Consider the following 20,345-nt stretch of genomic DNA (forward strand, 5'->3'; position numbering starts at 1 on the left):
GAGGGAGACGACGACCCCGGGTGGGGCGGGACATGCTGAGGCTGCGGCACAGTCACGGCGCGAGTCTTTGTGCAGTAGAGACAGCCCGCACGTTAGGGGAGAGCCTTCCTCGGTCCACGGAGCGGAGTCTTGGACAGCGCCAGAACCTTCTCAGCGATGCGCGGCATCCCCGTTGTTGGGTTGCGATCTCCGCGCACGTGGCGTGGAAGCGTCACCTGGAACGTCACCGAGTCCTGCCGGACGTGGTCCAACCCTTCGATGTTCGAGCTCCGGAGCACCCTAATTGCGTCGTCGGCCATGTCATAGAGGCGCTCGAATCGCACCTCGAACGGCCGCTTGAATCTTGGTAGGTGGCAATGCTCGCTGTGGTCGTAGCCCAGGCTCGCGTCGCCTCCGTACTGCCGAACTCTGGCCAAGAAGTCATCTCGGATCTGGTCGTCGACAACTCGGGCAACGATGCTCTCGACCAACTGCGGAACGCTTGTTCCACCGTTCGCGTCCTCCTCGAGCCATCGCAGGCCGAGGCTCAGCAGGAAGATCGACGTCTCTTGGACACCGCCGACCGGGAACCCGAGCTCGATCTGATGAACACCGTTGATGTGATGTTGCGAGGTCGGTCCTGTCGTTGTCTTCACTTCCACCCCGACCGGGCCAAGCTGAAAGTCCCGCGAGGAAGGCGCGCTTCCAGCCCATGCCTCGAGGATCGGCACAGCGCTGCCTGGGGCGGCAGCACGTAGTAGCGCCTGCAGCGCCACAAGCTCGCCGGCCAGTCCGAGCAGAACCTCGTTGCCTAGCGATGCGCGGCGTAGCGCGAGGGCGAGGGCAGGTTCGGTTCGGCGAAAGGCAGCAGGCAGATCGGAATACAGCCCATTCTCGATCAGTTCCGAACAAACAAAGGCCGCAACACCATCGAAGTGTGGGGCGTTCGGGAACACGAAGCGGTTAGCCGCCAATGGTACGCCGGCGGATGTCGTCCATTGCTGGTACTCGAGGGCGTCACGAACGATCGTCACGGTTGGCACCAGCTCGTCGCCGACCACGAACAATTCCAGGCGACCGCGATGGTCGCGTGCAACCGCAAGAGACCAGGCCGCGTCCGCCCATAAGATCGTCCGCGAGTTGCGGTCAGGAGCGGCCTCGAGGGAACCAACCTCGTTCCGGAGCCACTCGAACGACCGCTCGACCGGGCTGTCACTCATCGGTGACTCGCGAGTGAGCTTGGACATGATCCGGACCCCCCAGAGGGATGCTCAGGCCAACGCCTATGGAAACCGCACCCTCGCCGCGGTCGACCAGGTGGAAGAGGATGAGGCCGTCGTTCCCGGGCAGGCGAGCGCCGGATGACGAGACGGCCGCGACCTGGCCGGTCACCTTGCTCTCGAAGTACTCGTCTCCGACGATGCCGCTCGAGCCGACACCACGTGAACCCCACGTAGCATTGAGAGTGCCTCCAGACACTGCCCGCGCCATTCCGTGGATCTCTGCAGGAAGCGAGGCGAGGGGTCCCGTGTGGATCTGCGGTCCATCGCCAAAGCGCAAGCCGATCCAGAACTTGGGCTGTTGCTTCTGGCGCACGTCGAGATCGACGAGGTCCCAGAGCACCGAGGGCTCATCTGTCGTCACCATTCCTCGCACCCGGCGATCGAGGCAAACGGCCCAGAGCCGAAGATAGGCCGCGATCACATAGGGCGACGCGTGGCCGAGGTCGATGCTGCCCTCGACGAAAGGAGCCCGATAGAGGGGCCACGACTGATCGTGCGAGGACAGCCCCGCGTGGTTGGCAACTGATGTCCAACGACTGGCTTCTCTACTGGCCGGGCCGGGGCCGTGGGCGTCGTATCGAAGACCGTCCAACAGATCGGCTGCCTCGAGGAGCCCGACTGGCTCTGGGGCTAGGAGGCCTTGGCGGGCGCCGGCGTCCGGCACCGGAAGAGGGTCGTCGGACAGAACACGAGTGATCAGTCGGAGGTTCACGTCGTCAGTCGCCGCCGGAGTGAGGTGGCGGACGAAGGGCTTCGGACCGGGCCACAACGGTATCCCCCGCACGTTGCTGATCTTCCCCGTCGCCTGGAATGACCTTCCCTGGAGTACCCGGATGTCGGGCGGCAACCCCGTGCTCGACATCGCGGCAAGCACATCGCGGCGCAGCGCTTCGTCGTTCTCGTGATATATCGTGAATTGTTCGATCTGGTCGCGTTGCATGAAAACACGACAAAGGTCGATGATCTTTCCTCGGTAGCCGAACCAACGCTGCATCTGCATCTGCGTGTCCGCGAGGGGTGTATCGGAAGCACGCGTAAAGAGGGTCGTCGTCAGGCCTTCGAGCGTCAGCCCACGTGACATCACATTTCCCGAGACAAAGATCGTCGAGAGATTTTTAGGGGCTCGCCAGATGGCACCGTCGTGCCAGGGCGAGAAATGGGGACGATCGTCCGCGTTCTCGTCGCTGTTTATCACTGCAACGCGGGTCCCCGGGATAACCTCCTCGACGAGCAGCCGACGAACCGTGTCCCAGTCCATCTCCGACGGATCGACTGGCGCATGGTCAACCTCGAGCAGCTCGTGACAGAGGCGAGCTGAACGTCGGTAGTCGGCGAGCCATCGGTGCCACTTCTCGGGGACATCGTCGAGCTCCCGGCGCAGCGCATCGACGTTGAGCCGTCTGCCGAGTCCGTCGCCTGGATGTCCCAGCGACGGGTCGAGGTCGCCGCCCATCGACCAGGTGACGACACGCCGTGCAACGTCGAAGTGTTCTTCCTTCGCGGAGGAGGGGTGGATGAGCATCGACATCGGTTCGAGTCCGGCGGCGTCTCGCGACGAGAACTCCGCAATCTCAGCGGAGCGAGGCCCGACGGCGCCCGGCGACCGCGCCAGCCGAACGGCGCTCGCGACGAGGTATGCACGCACGGAGTCCTGAAGTACGTCGTGCTCGGCTTGATCATCTGTCTCCACACACAGCGGGACCTCGGCCAATGTTCGGTAGAACATCTCGCCACCGGTGTACCAACCGCGGGGGCCGTCAGTAGTGCGGTAGGACGACGAGCGGATCTCGAAGTCGCCTTCCGGTCCCGGTGTGCGGAGGCTCGCGACAAAGTCGCTGGGTGCGAGCGGATTGGCGGGGTCCTGGAGGAAGTTCGCCTGCGGCGTCGCGGTGTACGCAAGATATGTGGAGTACACGTTGTCGGTCTTTGTCTCGCCGGGGTCTCGGCGAGACTCCCACAGGTCGAGGATGCGGCGTGGAACCTGCTTTCGCTGCATTGTCAGGTCGTCGTACGTCGACTCCGCCGCGGTGTCGACCACGGAAGAGTCGTCCGCCTCGTCGTCCATCACAAGCAGATGGAAGGGCTCGTTCGCCAGATGCGCCTCGTCGTAGACGGTGGTGAGAGCGGATGCCAGCTGCTCGAGATGCGCCACATGCTTCATCACTACTGCGATGAGTGGGCGACGTCTGGCAACGAGCGTCTTCGCAAGTTGAGGCGTCAGCGAGTACAACCCTTGCGGACCGCCGGACGTGTGGAGATGTGCGGGAAGGCGCACGCGACGCTGCAGGGGGTTCTCGAGCGTGTCGATCTGTTGGACGACGCGATCAAGTGTCTGGAGCCACAGCGCGGTGCGGGTGCCGCCGAGGATGACGACGGCATTGACTCCACGGTCGAGAGCTTTCGCTGTGACCGCCATCATTGATGCTGTCTTGCCTGATTGGACTGCACCCATCACCAGCCCTCGGCGTTCCCTCGACGCTGGCCACGTGCCCTCGGACGGTGTGCCGGCGCCGAAGATCCCTTGCTCCACGATGTACTCGGCATCTGCGCCGATGACGGTCCGGCTGCGCTCGCCGATGCCCGAGCTCTCGAGGACAGAGGCGTAGGCAGACCACCACGACGATGGTCCGTTGGCTGGCTGCGCGCGGGTGATGCGCTCCAACCCGTGCGGGGCGCCAGTCATCACGTCTCAGTGATGCTGATCAGTCCCCCGAGGCCGGAGTGCCCGAAACGGTCGCGAAGGCGCATATCGACATCGGACGGTGCAACGCCCAGCAGCTCGAGAAGCTCGCCGACTACCCTCGCAATGAAGTCCCACTGCTCTTTGGACTGCGTCTTCTGTGGACGCTTCCACTGTGCGGAGGCCTCACCGATCTGGGGTAGAGCACGGTCGACAACGTCGTCGAGCCTGTCCCCCAGGACCTGACGCGCTGCTGAGAAAGCAATCAAGGTGGCAACCAGCTGGAGCTCCTGCCACTTGCTCTGCCCCTGCGAGTTCTTGAACGACGGCGCCCAGACCTCCATGGGGATAGCCGCGTGGGCATCGAGGCCGCGGTCGAGAAGCAGCATCGCCTCAGTAATCACGCCCTCGCTGCGGAGCGGGTCCTTCGGGTCAGCGGCGACTCGCTTGAGCAGAGCGTTGATCTGGCTTGCGGTCGAGCGTCCGTCCGGTCGGCCATCGTCGAAGTACAAGACCGAGGCCACCCAGGAGAGCAGCTTTGTCCTCTTGTAGCCCGCCTTGCCGAATCCGTAGCTGTCTAGGACAATCCGAGTCGACGAGAGGTCGTACCAGTGCGGTGCCAGGAACGGAGCTACAGCCTCGATGTCGTCGGAGTCGCCCGCCGTCACGAGCACTGCGCGCATGAATGCGAGCCGATGGTAGAGGGCGTTGCGGATCTCCTCGGCGTTGAGGTGCTTGCCCTGCCGGTTGTACAGGGAAAACACCTCGTGAATCTGCTCGGTAGTGACTTGCTCGTACACGATTACCGGCAATCGGTATTTTGACGTCTGCTCGAACACGGTTCGAAGCTGTCGCTGTTCGCCCACCACGTCGATCGATTCGTTGCGGATCTGTGAGTAGTACCGTCCCCGCAATCGGGACAAGTCTCCGCTTAAGGGCTTTACGTCGCCGCTCCGAAGCGCGAAGGGGAAGTAGTTTAATCGCTCGACCTGCGCAGTGAGACTCTGGGTCTCGTACTTCTTCCACAGCTTCTTGAACTTCGGATAGTCCGAGTGGAAGACCTCGAGGAGCTCCGGTTCGTTCCAGTCACGGGCCTTCTCTGCAACCACTTCCAGCGCTCGGGGGTGACGGCCGGTGAAGCGCAGGATCGACGTGAGCCGTTGTTTGCCGTCGACGACCTCGTAGTTCACAGTGCCAGCATCCTGCTGCTTCAAGATGATGACCGACGGAAGTGGAACGCCTCGCAGGACCGACTCGATGAGCATCTGTGCGTCACCTGTCGGCCAGACGTCCGCTCGCTGGTAGGACGGGCTGAGATTGAGCTCTCCGTCGACCGCATACTGCGCGAACTCGGAGATCGGCCAAGTGTCCGCGTAGGCGTGGATGGGTCCGCCGACCTCTGTTTCCTCGTCCTCTACGACTTCGTCCCATGCGTTCGCCCAACGTTGTGTTGCGCTCTCACGCGTTGCCGCGCCCTCAGCCGTCGCCTCCATCTCCTCGAGGAACTTCTCGCGCAGCGAGACGGCGCGCTCGAGCCGTTCTGCAAGTCGCGGAAAGAGATCGTCCGAATGGACGGCAGTGCCTGCTTCGGCCGTCTCAAGACCGAGGGATCGAGCAAGGCTGCGGTCGAACGAGTCCGGCGACGACTGGTCGAGCTCCTCAGGCAGATGAAGCCAGCTCTGCACGAGTGCCACGCGCGCACGCCAGACGCCCCCGTCGTCGAAGCGCACGTCGCTCGGCTCAAGCCGTTCCAGGATCGGCGCAACGCCGACCGGTGTGTCGCCAACCTCCGAGAGAGTGGCAATCCGTTCGGCGATGTTCTGCTCGAGGTCCGAGTCTTCTGACATCTGCGTCCTCTCTGGTAACCCCGCCTTCGGTGCGGGCGGCAAGGTCGAGAGCCGTCGCACGAGGCGCAGCGTCTCGTCGTCTGGCGGAAGTTGGCGGACGGCGGCGTCCAGCAGGCGATTCATTCCGACGAGTGTGATCGTCTCGCCCACGGAGTAGCACATCGAATCCCACGGGGCCTGCAATTGGTCGGCGATGCGTCGCCCACACTCGATCTTTCCCGGTGTATCCCGCAGATCTATTCCGACGAATCGCCCGAGTGCATCGAGGGCCGACTTCTTTTCCTTGCTTCCCGGTCCCAGCGGTTCCACAGGGCGGCCGCCGAGGAAGTACATCCGAGCAGTCGCCTCAGCCTTGGACATAGCACTCGAATACCCGACCACTCGGACTTGTCCCTTGCGCTCGACGAAGGCAGCAGTGCGCTGTTCACCTCCGACAGTACCGAAGCCATCCGCCCGTGTACGCGGGATGCCGGGACGTCCGGACGGGCTCGAAGGTGACCGGCGTAGGCGAGCGTGAGAGAGGCGTTGTCTCAGTCGGAAGTCCCTCGGCGTGCGCGGCGCTCGACGCCGGTGGACGGTGGTCTTCGACGCGCGCGACGGCCACGTCGTCTATCCGCCGGAAGGGCAGCACCGATGACGGACGCGAAAGTGAGGCACTATCAACCCCCGTCCGTCCCCCGCAGCGCCTGGAATGCGCTCGTCGTCCTCATGGCCGGCATGTTCATGGCCCTGCTGGACACGACGATCGTCAACGTCGCCCTCCCGACGATTCAGGTCAGCCTGGACGCGAGCGAGGCGACGCTGAGCTGGATCATCAGCGGCTACGCGCTGGCGTTCGGTATCGCGCTGATCCCGGCGGGTCGGATCGGAGACCGTGTCGGGCACAAGTGGGTGTTCTTCACCGGACTGCTGCTGTTCACGGTCGCGAGCCTGTTCTGCGGACTAGCGCAGAACAGCATGCAGCTGATCGTCGCGCGGGTGGTCCAGGGGCTCGCGGGGGGCATCTTCGTGCCGGCTGTGACGGCGATGATCCAGCTGCTGTTCCCGCCCGCGGTGCGCGGGAAGGCGTTCGCGATCTTGGGGTCGGTCATCGGCGTCTCGACGGCGCTCGGTCCGATTCTCGGTGGGTTGATCATCGAGGCTTTCGGGGACGAGAACGGGTGGCGGCTCGTGTTCTGGGTCAACATCCCGATCGGTGCCATCGCCCTGATCGCAGCCGCGAAGATCCTGCCGGCCGGTGCGGAGGGAAAGGCGAAGGAGGGATACGACTTCGTCGGGTTGGTGCTGCTCACCGCGGGTTTGATCGCCCTGCTGGTGCCGTTGATCGAGGGCCAGGACAAGGGGTGGCCGGCGTGGACGTTCATCACGCTCGCCGCGGGTGTTCTGCTGATCGTGGCGTTCGCGTTCTGGGAGAAGCGGATCGAGGACGCCAACCCGATGGTCCCGCCACACCTGTTCTCCCACCCCGCATTCACGGGCGGGACGATCTTGGCTCTCGTCTACTTCGCCGCATTCACCAGCATCTTCTTCACCATCTCGCTGCTGTGGCAGGCGGGGCTGGGACACACCGCCCTCGAGTCCGGCGTGGTCGGGGTTCCGTTCGCTATCGGGAGCATCATCGGGGCGTCCCAGAGCAACCGGCTGTCGCAGCGGCTCGGCCGCACGGTGCTCGTGGTCGGCACCGCCATGGTGGCCGCGGGTCTCGTCTCGGTCTGGCTCATCCTGCGCCTCGTCCCGGCGACCGATCTCGTGAACTGGGACCTGCTGCTGCCGCTGCTGATCGCGGGCATCGGGAGCGGGCTGTTCATCGCGCCGAACGCGCAGTTCATCGTCGCGACCGTCAACCGGTCCGAAGCGGGTGCCGCCAGCGGGGTGATCAGCGTGATGCAGCGCGTCGGGTCCGCCATCGGGATCGCGGTCATCGGCAGCGTCCTGTTCGGCACCCTGCACATCACCAGCAGGGACCCGGCGCAGATCCAGCAGGCGTTCGTCGACGCCGCCGCGCACGCCATGGCGGTGAGCGCGCTGTTGTCGATCGTCAGCTTCGCGCTGGTGTTCGTGCTGCCGAGGCAGGTCGACGCGCCGGAGCGGGCCGCGGCGGGTTGAGAAGCCAGTCCGCGGGTTGTCCACAGATGTGTGCTCGACCTGGTTCGGCGATGTCCGATTCCACTACGGTCGCGGCCATGTCGAATCGCAGGGGGATCAGTTCTTGGCGCGCCGCTGCGGCGCTCATGGCACTGTCAGGCGTGGTGGCCGGCTGCTCGCCCAACGCCACGGCGCGCGACGATTCGACGGCGCGGCCGTCGGTGTCCGTCAGTCCGAGCCCGACTCCCACGTCGACTCCCACGTCGACTCCCACGGTCGACGGTGTCCTTGCCGATGGAGTGAAGCCTGACCGGCCGGCTGCGCTCGATGAACCGCCGACGGTCGACGGCGCGGTCGCCGTTCTGACGTACTTCCTGAAGCTGTATCCCTACGCGCAGAACACCGGTGATCTGGCGGACATCCGTGCTCTGAGCCACCCGGAGTGCATCTTCTGCACCAGCGTGATCGGCAGCATCGAGGGGCTCGGCACCAAGGGGCTGCACTCCGTCGGTGGGGCCGTTCGCATCGAGGACGCCACCGGTTCGGAGGTCACGCCCGGCCGGTGGTTCTCGGTCGATCTCCGGGCGCTGGAGGGTGCGCAGCAAGAGCTACGAGCGGATGGGTCGGTGGCCAAGGAGTACGAGGCATCGGCGTACACGATGAACGCTGCGGTGATCTTCGAGAACGGCGACTGGAAGATACGTGCGCTGTCCCACGAGGAGATCAAGCCGTGACGCCCAGGGCGGCACTGGTGTCACTCCTCGCCGCCGGACTCATGGTCGTGGTCGCCAGCGGATCGTCGGCAGTCGACTTGGGCGGTGAGGGTGAGGACGAGTCGATCAAGGTCACTGCCTTCGAGGCAAGGCAGACCTACGAGGCGTCCCAACGAGCCAACCCCGCGCTCCTGCTCGTTCGCTATATGCGCGCCCCGCAGTGCAACGTCGCGACGGGCGGTGCGGCAGAACCGGGCGCTCCGGCAGGTCCGATGCCGGCGGATGGCGGTGCCCTCCCCGCGTGCGCGCCGCGGAACGGCTCCCTCCCGATCCCCTCCTGCCTAGACGGCCCACCGGTGCTGCCACTCTGGAGTCAGAGGCGCGCGGACGTGGGAGCGAGCTGGGCCGGGCTGCCGTGGGAGCTCGTGATCGGGTACTCGTGCCCGGAGGACGCGGTGCCGACGCTGACCGCGGAGGACTTCCGGCGCCTGCCCATCGCGCCGCCGGTGCTGACGACTCAGCCGGATCGCGGGTGGGTCCTGGTCAACAAAGAGACGATCGTCATGACCGACCCGGCGGAGCAGGTGTTCCGGACGGAGCTGCTCGGGTACGGCGTCGACGTGATCGCGACACCGACGAGCTACCGCTACGACTTCGGCGATGACAGCGACGACCTGGTGACCGACAGCCCGGGCCACTCGTACCCGGACCACGACACGTTCCACTTCTACGAGACCCTCGGCACGATGCAGATCACGCTGACCACCACGTGGTCGGGCAGGTATCGGGTGGACGGCAGCACGGTGTGGCACGACGTCAACGGCACTGCGGAGACGAGCGTGGTGGGCGCTCCGTTCACGGTCGAGGAGCGCCGCTCCCACCTCGTCTCGAGCCTGTGCACCGACGTCCCGAAGCCGGACGACTGTTGAGGCGCCACCATGCGTTCTGTGCATAGTACTATGCAAGTTATGCATGACTCTGAGTTGCTGCCCATCTTCAGGTCCGATGCTCAGGCGCGCATCTTGGCGTGGTTCCTGCTTGACTCTGACCGCGAAGCTCCCGCCGCATCGTTGGCGGGCGTCGCCGACGTCCACCAGACCACCGCACTGCGCGAGGCGAGCAGACTGGTCGAGGCCGGGCTCTTGAAGGAGAGGCGTGCCGGGCACACGCGTCTGATCAGCGCAGACACGAAGAGCCCCTACTACCTGCCGCTGGTCCAGATCCTCGCCCGGTCGTTCGGGCCTCTCCACGTCGTCGGCGAGGAGCTGTCCCAGGTGGCAGGAGTCCAGCACGCCGAGATCGTGGGTTCCTGGGCGGCACGGTTCCTCGGTCAGCCTGGAGCGCAACCGCACGATCTCGACGTGGTGGTCGTCGGCAAGCCGTCGGGGCGAGAACTTCGACGCGCCGGGGCGCGCATGGAAGAGCGGATGCAGATCCCCGTCCATGTGACGACGATCGCCGCTGACGAGTGGGCGGACAGGGGAAGCGGATTTGTTGTCGACGTCCGCAGGGGACCAACGGTTCCGGTCGAACTCACGGCGGCTGGTTGATGACCCCGGCGGCCCGCCGCTCGCTCAACGACCTGCTGAACGGCCTCGACCTGGAACGGGTGCCCGTTGATGGCCAGACGTGCCAGAGGCTGCTCGACCAGGCGCGGAAGCATGTGCTCACCGCGTCCGCGGGGCTGGACCACCACGACACCGAGGGCGCCTTCCAGATCGCCTACGACGCGTGTCGGAAGGTGTGCCTCGCGTTGGTGCTCTCCATGGGCCTGCGCCCGCGCGGTGAGTCCGAGCACCGCACGACCTTCGAGGCGGCCGCCGCGATCGCCGACAGTGTCGGTGGTCGGACCGCCGTCGACGACGCTGCCGACCTTCGGATGGTGCGGAACAACACGGAGTACCGCGGGGTAGAGGTGAGCCAGGCGGAGGCGAGGGACGCGATCGACATTGCCGGCGAGCTGCTTGTCGGGCTCGCCGTGCCGATCACCGCGATCCTGGCGGCACAGTCCTGAGTACGGATCGGGCGACGACCGACGATGGTCATCCCACCGTCGGTCCCTGGTCACGCATCCGCCACGTCGCACGAGTGGACTGGCCGCATGGCCACCACCCTGGACGCCAGCCGCCTCTACTCCGCCGCCGACCGCCACGAGCCGATCCCGGGCTCGATCGTCTGGGCCGTCGCCCACCCGCTCGGCGAGGTTCCGAGTACGGCTCAAGATCAGCGCTGGGTCGCGGTGATGGGCGAGGTCATGGGCGTCCTGCTGGACACGCCGGGGTGGCCGCACGGGCAGGTGTGGTCGTCGGGGGAGCTGTGCCGGGAGCAGGCGTGGGCTCGGCACGTGGTCGGTCGGCGGACGGGGTTCGAGGTGCACCGGATCGAGGTGGTGACACCGGCGCTGTTCCGGCTGGCGACGAGGTGAACCGCCGGTAGCGTGAACCTCGCCCGCAACGACGAGGGAGCACCCATGAAGGACTTCGACCAGGCGCTGCGCACGGCGGCCCCCGGCACGATCGACGGCGCCAAGCTGCTGACGCGGTTCGCGTACGAGCAGCTCGCGGTCCCGAGTGGTGGCCCGGTGGGGGAGCACTTCGAGGGGTTCATCCCAGCGCTCGTGCAGCGCGACGGCTCGCACCACCTGGTGGCGTTCTCGTCGGTGCAGCGGTTCAAGGACGAGGGCCGACTCGGGGGTGAGGCGGTCGCGATGCCGGTGCGGGAGGTGCTGCTGCGGATGCCGGCGGACGTGGGCATCGTGATCAACCCGGGCAGCTCGCAGGGGTTCGAGCTGGGTCCGGATGCCATTGCGAAGCTCCGCGACGAGCTGACGCGGCCGCACGACGAGTCGCCGTGAGCCGCGTCAGCGCGGGGTGACTACGCGGGCACCTTGACGGTGGTGAGGAACGCGGCTGCCTGGGTGAGGTCGTCGAACTCGTCCTCGACCAGGTCGACGAGCAGGTCGTTGCTCCACAGGATGAGCCGGCCGATCGTGAACTGCTCCTTGGCGACCTCGGGCAGCGTCAGCCCGTAGACGCGCTGCGCGATCTCCTTCTTGCCGCCACGCGCTCCGCCGTAGGTGGAGATGGGCAGGTAGGACTCCGGCGACGTGGCGACGAGGACCCGGGTCAGGGTCGGCTCCTTGAAGCCGGTCATGCCGAGCCCGCCCTGGCCGAGGATCAGGCGGGTGAGCCGGTCGGGCAGCGGCACGGTTGTGGGGCCGTACAGGAGGTAGCGGATGGTGTTCCGGGTGCGGGCCGATGCTTCGCGCTCGCCCATCGTCTTCCACGCCCGGTTGAACGAGGCGGTGGTCGCGTTGGTGGCGCCGGGGGTCTCGTTCACGAACGACAGCAGGTCCTGCGGGTCGCAGTCGGCCACCTCGTCGCGGGCGAACACCTGCTGGTAGTGCGTCCAGTCGTACCCGGGTTCGGTGGGCGGCGACGCCTTGGCCAGCGCGGCGACCTTCTCCCACCGGGCCGGGTCGACGGCGGACCGGTCGGGGAACCGGGCCTGCAGATCGGCCGACGAGGACGGGAGCGGGGCCGACGTCTTCGACTCCCCGCGGGTCCACTGGTGGCTACAGGCGGTGCATCGGATGGTGCGGCGATCGTCCGCCAACCGTTCGACGAGTTCGAGCTCTCCGGACGTACAGACCGGGCATGTCAGCATGGTGCTCCTTCGTCTCTAGGGAGAGTGTGACGCACCGAGCGCTGCTCCGGGGACGAGAGGGGGTCTAGACGAGCAGCGGACCCCGTCGGATCCGGTCCAGGAGCCCGTCCGGGGTGACCGTGTCGAAGTTCCAGTTGGAGTCGATCCACCAGGTGACGCCGGCATCGTCCAGGGCCGCGATCTTGTCCGCCGCCTCGGTCGGGTCGGTCGGCAGCACCCCCTCGGCGACGAGCTCGACCGTCCGGCCGTCGCTGTGCTCGTCCACCCAGGACCGCACGGACCGCCACTCGTCGGGCTTCAGCGGGTCGAACCCGTCCTCCCGCCGGACCGCGATGACCCCGTCGCGCCCGGCGGCCCTGCGCATGGACCGTGGCGCGAACCAGGCGCCGATGACCCAGACGGGGATGGTGCCGCGCACGGGTCGGGGCTGGAACTCCAGGTCGGTGACCTGGTGGTGGGTCCCCGCGTAGCTGAACTTGTCCCCGGTCCAGGCGAGGTCGAGGATCGCGAGCGAGTCGTCGAGGAGCGCGGCCCGTTCCTTGACGTCGGTGGTCTCGCCGGAGACGCGGCTGTACGCACCGTCGTCGACGGCTCCGAGTCCGACGGGCAGGACCAGCCGGCCGCCGGACAGGTGGTCGACGGTGAGGGCCTGGCGCGCGACCTCCCACGGTTTGCGCCGCGGCAGCGAGAACACCATGGCGCCGAGGGTGATCCGGCTGGTCCGCACCGCGGCGGCGCCGAGCACCGTCCACGGGTCGAACGTGTCCATGGGGCCGACGCTGATGCCGTCCCAGGCCATGAAGGCGTCCCAGCCGGCTTCCTCGGCCGCGACGGCCATCTCGACGTTCTGGGCTGCTGACCCGCACGAGGCGGTGACACCGAACTTCATGGGATCCGACGCTACGCCCGACCTCCGACAGCCGTCCTTCCCAGGGTCTCCGCGACCGCTGCGTCCCACGGCGTCGCGACGAGACCGAGCATCCGCGACGACGCCGCTGTGTCCATGACGTACGGCTCCGAGAAGTGGTCGGAGACGCCGGCGACCTCGCGCAACAGCGGCGAGACCAGCCCGAGGGCGCGCACGACGGCCGCCGGCATCGGGCGGATCCGGGGAGCGGGCAGGCCCACGGCGAACCGTTCGCCGAGCTCGCGCACGGTCAGCGGCTCCGCGGTCGGCACGTGCCACGCGCGCCCCCAGGCATCGGGTGTCCGGCCGGCCGCGACGAGCGCGCGGGCGAGGTCGGGCAGGTACGTCCAGCTGTGCGGCTGGTCGACGGCGACGACCGTCCGCACGACCTTGCCGGCCCGCAGCGGGGTGAGGAACCGCGGCCCGACCATCGCCTGGGAGTCGGCGTACGGCCCGAAGTAGTCGGCGGCGCGCACCTCGGTGACCCGCAGGTCACCCGCGCGGTGCCGAGCCTCGGCGTCGCGCCACATCTGCGCGCGAACCATGCCCTTGCGCTCGGTGCTGTCGAGCGGGGTGTCCTCGGTCATCACGGCACCGTGCGTCGCGTAGCCGTACAGGTTGCCGACGGAGACGAGGACGGCACCGGTCCGGGCGGCCGAGTCGAGCAGCGCCGCCCACAGCGGGGGCCAGTCGGTGGGCCAGCGGTGGTACGGCGGGGCCGCGCAGTTGTAGACGACGTCGGCGCCGCGGACGGCTGCGGTCAGGGCGTCGACGTCGGTGGCGTCGACGGCGGCGTGCGTGATCCGGCCGGCGGAGGTGCCGCCGGACCGGCTGAGCACCAGGACGTCGGCGCCGTCGTCGGCGAGCAGGTGGGCCAGCGTGGTGCCGACGGCACCCTTGCCGACGATGACGTGACGGGTCATGGCGGACTCCTTCGTGGGAAACGAGAGCAGTGCTCTCTGCTGTGAGCAATGCTCGCACAACACGCCGGCGCAAACAAGAGCAGTGCTCGCAGTTTCTCGACGGAGGAGGCACACTGGCGTCCGTGACCGAGCCGACGACACCGCCTCCGGGTGCACACGACGGAGCCGTGGCCGGACCGATCCCGCTCCGCGCCCGCGACCGGGCGCGCGCCGAGGTCATGTCCGAGCTGCTCGCCGCCGCACGCGCCCGATTGGAGAGTGAGGGGTCCGCGGCGCTGAGCCTGCGCGCCGTCGCGCGCGACCTCGGCATGGCGTCGTCGGCGGTCTACCGCTACGTCCCCTCGCGCGACGCGCTGCTCACGCTGCTCATCATCGAGGCGTACGACGCCGTCGGGGAGGTTGCGGAGAAGGCCGCCGGCTCCGGAAGCGACCCCGCGCAGACGTGGCTGGAGGTCGCGCGCGCCGTGCGCCGCTGGGCCCTCGACCAGCCGTACTCGTTCGAGCTCATCTACGGCACCCCGGTTCGCGGCTACCGCGCGCCGGACGACACCGTGCGCGCCGCCGTCCGACTGTGGGGAGTCATCATCGGGCTGTTGATGCGGGCCGCCGGCGAGGGCGTCCTGGCGCCGACGGGACCCGACTTCGACCCGGCGGGCCGCATGGCACCCGAAGCGCTGGCGACCGCCGGATGGACCGACCCCGACGAGGTGCCCGACGAGATCGCCCGGATCGCGGTCCGGTCGGCGACCCTGTTCACGTCCCTCGTCGGGGCGATCTCCGTCGAGCTGTTCGGCCACCTGCACCACGTCGCGCAGGACTACGCGCGGTTCTTCGACGTCACGATCGCCACGTCCGCCGCGGGCGTCGGCCTGCGCATCTCGCTGGACTGACCAGGAATTCACTGGCCCGATCGCCCGCCCGGACCGCACCCTGGTCCCCGCGGGCGCAGGTCGCCGGCGGGTCCGTGACGGTCCCGCCCCGGGAGGTTCGACTCCTCCGCTCGCGACCACACACCGATCCGCCCCGCTAGCTCAACAGGACAGAGTGCCGGCCTACGACGCCGGAGGCTGCTGGTTCGACTCCAGCGTGGGGCACTACCGAAAGGTTCGACGATGGCGGGAGTACTCGTCCTCAACGCGGGCTACGAGCCCCTCCAGCGCGTCTCGCTCGCGCACGCCGTCCGCATGCTCCACCGCCGGGTCGCCGTCGTCGAGGAGGCCGTCGACGGCCGCACGTTCGGCCCGTACCCGCTGCCTGCCGTGCTGCGCCTGGTCCGCTACGTGCAGATGCGCTGGCGTCACCGCACGGGCGTCCCGACGTGGTCGCGCGCCGGGATGCTGGCGCGCGACGGCCACCACTGCGCGTACTGCGGCACGGGCGGCGCGCTGACCGTCGACCACGTGATGCCTCGCAGCCGCGGCGGCGCCAGCTCGTGGCTGAACACGGTCGCCGCCTGCGGCGCCTGCAACCACCGCAAGCGCGACCGGACCCCTGCGGAGGCGGGGATGCGGCTGCGCCTCGAGCCGAGGGTGCCGACGCACCTGGAGCTGCTCCGGGGATGAGCTCGGCCTGATCGCCGGCAGATCGAGGTGGCGCTGGTCGCATCCGTGTGACGACGCTCAACCGGTCGGGCGGACGTGTCGATGGGGTGGCAGCACCCTCGTCGGCCGTCCGCTCGCCGGCGATCGCCACGTCGCACAGGAGACCCGTGAGCACCCAGGACCCGTACCAGCCGAACCCGGGGAGCGGCTGGCAGCCGACCCCGAACCCCTCCGGCCCGGGGGTTCCGGACCCGTACGCGCAGCCCGCCTACGGCCAGGCGCCCGCGGACCCGTACGGCCAGCCCGCCTATGGCCAGCCCGCGTACGGCCAGCCCGCCTACGGGGAGCCCGCGTTTGCTCAGCCCACCTACGGTCAGCCTGCCTACGCCCAGCCCTCATACGCCCAGCCCGGCTACGGTCAGGCCGCACCCGCGTACGGGACACCGGCTCCGTTCGGCGCCCCCACCGACGGCATGCCGACCTACGGCGCCCCCGTCGTCGGATACCCCGGCTACTTCGTCGGCTACGGCGTCGTCCACGCCCCCTGGATCCAGCGGGTCGGGGCGTACATGCTCGACTCGCTGGCGATCCTGCCCTACTTCGCGGGCCTGCTGGTCATGTCGGTCGTGACGGAGCCGGGGTTCGACCGGTACGGCACCCCCACGGACCAGCCCACCGCGACGGGCGCGATCGCGTTCGGCGTCGGTGCGCTGGCGTCCCTCGTCCTGTGGGGCTGGAACCGCTGGGTCCGCGGCGGCCGGACCGGGCAGTCGTGGGGCAAGAAGGCGGTCGGCCTGACCATGCAGGGTGACGCGACCGGTGCGCCGATCGGCGTCTGGATGGCGTTCGTGCGCGACATCGCGCACTACGTCGACGGGTTCTTCTACCTCGGGTACCTGTGGCCGCTGTGGGACACCAAGCGTCAGACCTTCTCGGACAAGCTCACCAAGACGGTCGTCGTCCGGTGACGTCGGTGCGGAGCGCCGCCGCGTAGGCGCTCCGCACCACGCCCTCGGCGACCTTGCCGAACATGCAGTAGTCGTCGTCGGTGGCCGCGGCGGACTCGTCGTAGAGCTTCGCGGGCCAGTCCCAGAGCATGAAGCCGCGGACCCAGTCGCGTCGCGCGGCCGCGGTGAACGCCGCCTCGTACCAGTCGGCCTGCGCCTGCTGCGACGGGGCACCACGCAGGTTCCAGTCGTTGGGCAGGGCGGGGGAGCCGACGCGGCTGGGGCAGCCGGCCTCCATGAAGAAGAACGGCTTGCCGAACGCGGCCACGACGGGCTCGATGCGGTCCAGCTGCTTCTCCCAGTCGTCGAGCGGGTAGTAGCCCGACGAGGAGATGACGTCGACGGCGTCCCACCAGCCGACGTGGTCCTCCTGGTACTTGTCGCAGTTGTAGGTGACCAGGCCGTCGTAGACCGCGCGGACCTCGGCGATCAGGGCGCGCCACTGGGTCTCGCGGCGGTCCGACTGCACCATCTCGCAGCCGATGCAGAGCATCTCTGCGCCCTCCTCGGCCGCGATGCGCGCGTGGTGGACGATGAACTCGGTGTAGCTGGCGAACCACTGGGACCACGTCGGCTCCGGGGGGACGTCGATGTCGAAGAAGTTGATGTGGGCGCGCCACGTGCCGTTCCGGACGTTGACGACGGGCTTCAGGCAGACCTTCAGCCCGCGCGCCTTGGCCTGCCGGATCGCCCACCGGACCTCGTCGTCGGTGACCGTCGGCCGGTCGCGGAACTGGATCTGCGTCGACTGCGGGGTGTCCTGCAGGGCGCCCAGCGTGATCGCGGTCCAGTTCACGCCGAGGCGTTCGACCATGAGGTCCATCGACCCCTCTGCGTCCGGACCGCCCCACGTGCCCCGCACGCCGGTCCAGCCCCAGGTCATGCCTGCCACGTAGCCGAGGTCGCCCACGCCATCCCCTTCGATCGCCGGTGACCACCCTACGACTTTCTTAGGGTGACGAACAAAGTCAGTGCATCCAGGGCGTGAACGTCACGCCGACCAGCAGGCCCTCCGGGCTGAGCAGCCGGGACGTCGTCTGGCCCCACGGCTCCTCGGTGGCCCCCTTGAGCACCCGGTGACCCGCGGCGGTCAGCTCCGCGACGGCGGCGGCGACCGCCGCGACGGTGGGGACGTCGAACTCGATCCAGGCCTGCGGGACCGGCACGTCCGCCGGCCACGGTGCCGACCCGAACGTCGACTCCGCGGCCTGCGCGAGCGGCCACAGCGCGAACGCCTTGACGCCGTCCAGGTCGTCGTTGGTGAGGTACCCGGGCGCCGGCTCCTCGAGGGCGACGCCGAGGCCACCGGCACCCCAGAACGCCCGGGCGGCGTCGCCGTCGCGGGTGATCGGACCGAACCCTGCGACGAAGGAGATCTCCATGCCTCGGACGCTAGTCCCGGCCTCCGACGCCCGACAGGTCGCGCGCGCGCACCAGGACCGCGTCGAGCATCTCCGGGGTCAGCCGACCCGTGAAGGTGTTCTGCTGGCTGACGTGGAAGCAGCCGAGCAGCACGAGCTCGGCACCGTCCGGCCCGGCGAGGACCAGCTCCACGCCGTGGCCGAACGGTGGCCGCGGACGAGGCACCGCCCACCCCTGCTCGGCCAGCGTGGTGAGCAGCGCCTGCCACCCGAACCCACCGAGCACGACGATCACGCGCGGGCGGACCAGCGCCAGCTCCCGGCCGAGGAACGGCCCGCACGTCCGGCGCTCCAGCGGGGTGGGCGCGTTGCCGGGCGGGGCGCACCGCACCGGGGCCGTCACGCGGATGTCCGTGAGCGTCAGGCCGTCGTCGCGGGCGGTGGAGGTCGCCTGCGACGCGAACCCCGTGCGGTGCATCGCCGCGAACAGGAAGTCCCCCGACCGGTCGCCCGTGAACATCCGGCCCGTGCGGTTGGCGCCGTGCGCCGCGGGGGCCAGGCCGACGACGAGCACCGACGCGCCCGGGTCGCCGAAGCCCGGGACCGGCCGTGCCCAGTACGTCTCGTCGCGGAATGCCGCCCGCTTCTCGACGCCCATCAGCTCGCGCCACTCGACGAGCCGAGGGCACGCCCGGCACTGCGGGACCACCGCGTCGAGCGCGGCGAGGTCGCCGGCCCCGTGCGCGGCACGGACGACGTCGTCGGGGGTCGTCAGCGGCTGGTCCACACGTCGCACCGTACGACGGCCCCGACCGCTGGTCGCGGTCAGGGCCGTCGAGGCGGAGCGGGCGGTCAGCTCGCCGTGCAGGGCACCGCGCCGTTCGTGGGCGGCGTGCCTGTGCCGAGGAACCCGAATGCCGTGGACCGGCCGCCGGCGAGCGAGCCGTTCCAGTCCGTGTTCGTGACCGTGACCACCTGCCCGGACGTCGTGGCGTGACCCGACCACAGCTGGGTCAGCGCGCCCCCCGCCGGCAGCGTGATCGTCGTCCGCCACCGGCTGATCGCGGTCCCGGCCGTCACGTCGACCGACGCCTGGTAGCCGCCGGGCCACGTGCCGCCGACCGTGAGCCTCGCCGTGCACGCCGACGGCTGGGAGGTCGGGGTCGGGGTCGGGGTGGGCGTCGGGGTGGCGGTCGGCGTGGGGGTGGGTGTCGGTGTCGGTGCGCCACCCAGCGGGAGGGCCTTGAGGTAGCTGGTGAGCTGGGCGGCGATCACCTTGTCGTCGGCGACCGACGGGTGCCAGTGGCAGCCGCTGTAGTCGAGACCCTCGTTGCCGTAGTACCAGTACGCCACGCGGCTGTCGCCGGCGGCCTTCTCCTCCCGGACGACGCGCTGCGCCAGGTCCGGCAGGTCGGTGCCGGTCTGCACGTACGTCGCGCTGACCACGATGTACGTGTCCGGCCCGTACTGCGCCCGCAGCGTGTCGATGAACCCGTGGTACGCGGTGACCCACGCCTCGCGCAGCGCAGCCGGGGTGGCCCAGGCCTCGTTGCCGTTGAGGGCCGTCGAGAAGTCGTTGACCCCGAGGCCGACGACGACGGCGTCCGGCTGCCAGTCGGCCGGGGGGTCCCATGCGTCCGTGCTGAACGGCAGGGCGCGGTCGTAGTACGTGCGGTAGCTGGTGCCCTGCTCGCCGCCCGCGTAGTTGCGCACCATCCCGCGCCCCGAGAACGCGTTGATCTGGTAGTCCGCACCGAGGGCCCGGGCGGTCACCGCACCGAACGACAGGTCTGCGTTCGTGGTCCGGGTGACCTGCTCGCCGGTGCAGTCGCGGCTCGTGGACGTGTTGCCGTAGCCGGCCGTGTAGGAGTCGCCGACGAACTCGAGCTGCAGGTCGCGTTTGGCGGGCGCGGACAGGATCACGCTGCCGTTGACGGGCACGAAGCCACCGAACGTGCTGGTCGCCCACGGCACCTCGCTGCGCTTGACGACGCGCACGGTGTGCTCGCTGTTCGACAGGCCCTCGACGCGGTGCGTGACCCGACCGGGCGTCACGAGCGTCGTGGGAGTGCCGCCGTCGATCGAGATGTCGTAGTCCCCGGTGGCGTCGTCGAGCTCGATGCCGACGCCCGTCCCGCGGAACCGCCCCTCGAAGTAGACACCGGGCCACGCGTGCTGCCACGTGTCGCCGCTGGCGACGACCCGTCCGGCGGTGTGGGCGGTGCTCGCGAGGCTCGAGGTGTCGGCGGCGGCGGCCGCCACGGGGACCAGGGCCGCGCAGGTCGCGATGGCGGTGAGCGTCATGGCAGCACGCAGTCGTCGCACGCCAGTTCCCTTCGTCGGGGTTCGGCCG

The 20,345-nt window shown here is 68.8% G+C and carries 20 protein-coding genes and 1 tRNA gene; 11 read left to right on the forward strand and 10 right to left on the reverse strand.

Annotated features, from left to right (window positions below; translation table 11 throughout):
• Positions 1-92: 92 nt before the first annotated feature.
• From ASD16_RS09855 to ASD16_RS09865, 3 genes are read right to left on the reverse strand one after another with little or no spacing between them, the layout of a single operon-like run.
• Complete coding sequence (locus ASD16_RS09855) at positions 93-1,226, reverse strand: PD-(D/E)XK motif protein (RefSeq protein ID WP_082570752.1); 1,134 nt, start codon at positions 1,224-1,226, stop codon at positions 93-95.
• Positions 1,192-3,945: a Z1 domain-containing protein gene (locus ASD16_RS09860; protein WP_082570753.1), complete on the reverse strand. Its 2,754-nt coding sequence runs from the start codon at positions 3,943-3,945 to the stop codon at positions 1,192-1,194. The genes ASD16_RS09855 and ASD16_RS09860 overlap by 35 nt, the downstream gene beginning before the upstream one ends.
• Positions 3,945-6,149, reverse strand: coding sequence for a DUF262 domain-containing protein (locus tag ASD16_RS09865; RefSeq protein ID WP_082570754.1), 2,205 nt, complete (start codon positions 6,147-6,149; stop codon positions 3,945-3,947). The genes ASD16_RS09860 and ASD16_RS09865 overlap by 1 nt, the downstream gene beginning before the upstream one ends.
• A gap of 288 nt (positions 6,150-6,437) precedes the next feature.
• On the opposite strand from ASD16_RS09865, the gene ASD16_RS09870 reads away from it, so the two are divergent.
• From ASD16_RS09870 to ASD16_RS09900, 7 genes are all read left to right on the forward strand, one after another.
• A complete protein-coding gene (locus tag ASD16_RS09870; RefSeq protein WP_235523230.1) occupies positions 6,438-7,895 on the forward strand; it encodes a DHA2 family efflux MFS transporter permease subunit in 1,458 nt (485 codons plus the stop codon).
• A 77-nt stretch (positions 7,896-7,972) separates the two neighbouring features.
• Positions 7,973-8,608 (forward strand): DUF6318 family protein, encoded by a 636-nt coding sequence (locus ASD16_RS09875; protein WP_157453881.1) that lies wholly within the window; start codon positions 7,973-7,975, stop codon positions 8,606-8,608.
• Positions 8,609-8,976: 368 nt separating this feature from the next.
• Positions 8,977-9,516, forward strand: a complete 540-nt coding sequence (locus ASD16_RS09880) for a hypothetical protein (protein WP_055916341.1) — start codon at positions 8,977-8,979, stop codon at positions 9,514-9,516.
• A 39-nt stretch (positions 9,517-9,555) separates the two neighbouring features.
• Positions 9,556-10,137 (forward strand): ArsR family transcriptional regulator, encoded by a 582-nt coding sequence (locus tag ASD16_RS09885; protein WP_157453882.1) that lies wholly within the window; start codon positions 9,556-9,558, stop codon positions 10,135-10,137.
• Positions 10,137-10,601, forward strand: coding sequence for a HEPN domain-containing protein (locus tag ASD16_RS09890; protein WP_055916346.1), 465 nt, complete (start codon positions 10,137-10,139; stop codon positions 10,599-10,601). The genes ASD16_RS09885 and ASD16_RS09890 overlap by 1 nt, the downstream gene beginning before the upstream one ends.
• Before the next feature lie 87 nt (positions 10,602-10,688).
• Positions 10,689-11,012 carry a hypothetical protein gene (locus tag ASD16_RS09895; RefSeq protein ID WP_055916348.1) on the forward strand — a complete coding sequence of 108 codons (324 nt, stop codon included), beginning with the start codon at positions 10,689-10,691 and terminating at the stop codon, positions 11,010-11,012.
• 45 nt (positions 11,013-11,057) lie between these two features.
• The gene (locus tag ASD16_RS09900; RefSeq protein WP_157453883.1) at positions 11,058-11,441 is read left to right on the forward strand and encodes an SseB family protein; all 384 of its coding nucleotides are present in this window, start codon (positions 11,058-11,060) and stop codon (positions 11,439-11,441) included.
• A gap of 20 nt (positions 11,442-11,461) precedes the next feature.
• Here the strand turns inward: ASD16_RS09900 and ASD16_RS09905 are convergent, their stop codons facing one another.
• From ASD16_RS09905 to ASD16_RS09915, 3 genes are all read right to left on the reverse strand, one after another.
• Positions 11,462-12,253: a hypothetical protein gene (locus ASD16_RS09905; RefSeq protein WP_157453884.1), complete on the reverse strand. Its 792-nt coding sequence runs from the start codon at positions 12,251-12,253 to the stop codon at positions 11,462-11,464.
• Positions 12,254-12,317: 64 nt separating this feature from the next.
• A complete protein-coding gene (locus ASD16_RS09910; protein ID WP_055916353.1) occupies positions 12,318-13,142 on the reverse strand; it encodes an LLM class flavin-dependent oxidoreductase in 825 nt (274 codons plus the stop codon).
• Between the two features lie 11 nt (positions 13,143-13,153).
• Entirely contained in the window at positions 13,154-14,083 is a 930-nt protein-coding gene (locus tag ASD16_RS09915; protein ID WP_055916355.1) for an NAD-dependent epimerase/dehydratase family protein, read from the reverse strand.
• Positions 14,084-14,205: 122 nt separating this feature from the next.
• Here ASD16_RS09915 and ASD16_RS09920 point away from each other — a divergent pair, with 122 nt between their 5' ends.
• The 4 genes from ASD16_RS09920 (at position 14,206) to ASD16_RS09935 (ending at position 16,592) form a co-directional block, all read left to right on the forward strand.
• Entirely contained in the window at positions 14,206-14,973 is a 768-nt protein-coding gene (locus tag ASD16_RS09920; protein ID WP_200942930.1) for a TetR/AcrR family transcriptional regulator, read from the forward strand.
• 130 nt (positions 14,974-15,103) lie between these two features.
• Positions 15,104-15,177, forward strand: a tRNA-Arg gene (locus ASD16_RS09925).
• Between the two features lie 18 nt (positions 15,178-15,195).
• The gene (locus ASD16_RS09930; protein WP_055916357.1) at positions 15,196-15,645 is read left to right on the forward strand and encodes an HNH endonuclease; all 450 of its coding nucleotides are present in this window, start codon (positions 15,196-15,198) and stop codon (positions 15,643-15,645) included.
• Positions 15,646-15,791: 146 nt separating this feature from the next.
• The gene (locus ASD16_RS09935) at positions 15,792-16,592 is read left to right on the forward strand and encodes an RDD family protein (RefSeq protein ID WP_157453885.1); all 801 of its coding nucleotides are present in this window, start codon (positions 15,792-15,794) and stop codon (positions 16,590-16,592) included.
• Here the strand turns inward: ASD16_RS09935 and ASD16_RS09940 are convergent.
• The 4 genes from ASD16_RS09940 to ASD16_RS09955 form a co-directional block, all read right to left on the reverse strand.
• On the reverse strand, positions 16,567-17,514 hold the full coding sequence (locus ASD16_RS09940) for a hypothetical protein (RefSeq protein ID WP_055918218.1): 948 nt from the start codon (positions 17,512-17,514) through the stop codon (positions 16,567-16,569). The genes ASD16_RS09935 and ASD16_RS09940 overlap by 26 nt on opposite strands.
• 85 nt (positions 17,515-17,599) lie before the next feature.
• Entirely contained in the window at positions 17,600-18,013 is a 414-nt protein-coding gene (locus ASD16_RS09945; RefSeq protein WP_055916359.1) for a glyoxalase/bleomycin resistance/dioxygenase family protein, read from the reverse strand.
• Positions 18,014-18,023: 10 nt separating this feature from the next.
• Positions 18,024-18,779 carry a uracil-DNA glycosylase gene (locus ASD16_RS09950; RefSeq protein ID WP_200942931.1) on the reverse strand — a complete coding sequence of 252 codons (756 nt, stop codon included), beginning with the start codon at positions 18,777-18,779 and terminating at the stop codon, positions 18,024-18,026.
• A gap of 65 nt (positions 18,780-18,844) precedes the next feature.
• Positions 18,845-20,296, reverse strand: a complete 1,452-nt coding sequence (locus ASD16_RS09955; protein ID WP_055916361.1) for a cellulose binding domain-containing protein — start codon at positions 20,294-20,296, stop codon at positions 18,845-18,847.
• Positions 20,297-20,345 lie beyond the last annotated feature (49 nt).

This window comes from Cellulomonas sp. Root485, from assembly GCF_001426705.1.
GTDB lineage: Bacteria > Actinomycetota > Actinomycetes > Actinomycetales > Cellulomonadaceae > Cellulomonas.